The sequence below is a fragment of the Oleiphilus sp. HI0123 genome (assembly GCF_001635315.1).
Map to the genome: position 1 here is coordinate 1 of NZ_LWGE01000546.1, position 368 is coordinate 368.

At 48.4% G+C, this 368-nt stretch carries 1 protein-coding gene; it reads left to right on the plus strand.

What is annotated here, in order from left to right; all coding sequences use genetic code 11:
• On the plus strand, positions 1-368 hold a 368-nt coding region (locus tag A3761_RS05025), incomplete at both ends, for a tetraacyldisaccharide 4'-kinase (RefSeq protein ID WP_197472834.1).

The following is a 368-nucleotide window of genomic DNA, read 5'->3' on the forward strand; positions in this document are numbered from 1 at the left end:
CTACAGCGTGATGTGGAAGTTTGTGTTTACGATGGTCAAAGAGCCTTGGGTAATGGATATTTACTTCCGATGGGGCCTTTGCGTGAAAGCCAGTCTCGAATGAAGAAGCTGGACTTTCAGGTGATCAACGGTGCTGATGATTTACCTGGCGTGAATTCATCAGAGCCTTACATTCGAATGGATTTACGACCAGGCAACTTACTGCCGTTGAAGGCTGATCCCGGTCAGGATGGTCTCAATCAAGCCTTAGCTTTGGATAAATTGTCGGGTCAGCCGGTAAATGCTGTTGCTGCCATTGGCAACCCGGAACGCTTCTTTGAGGTGCTTGAGCGCAGTGGTATGATTGTTATGCGTCATGCCTTCGAAGA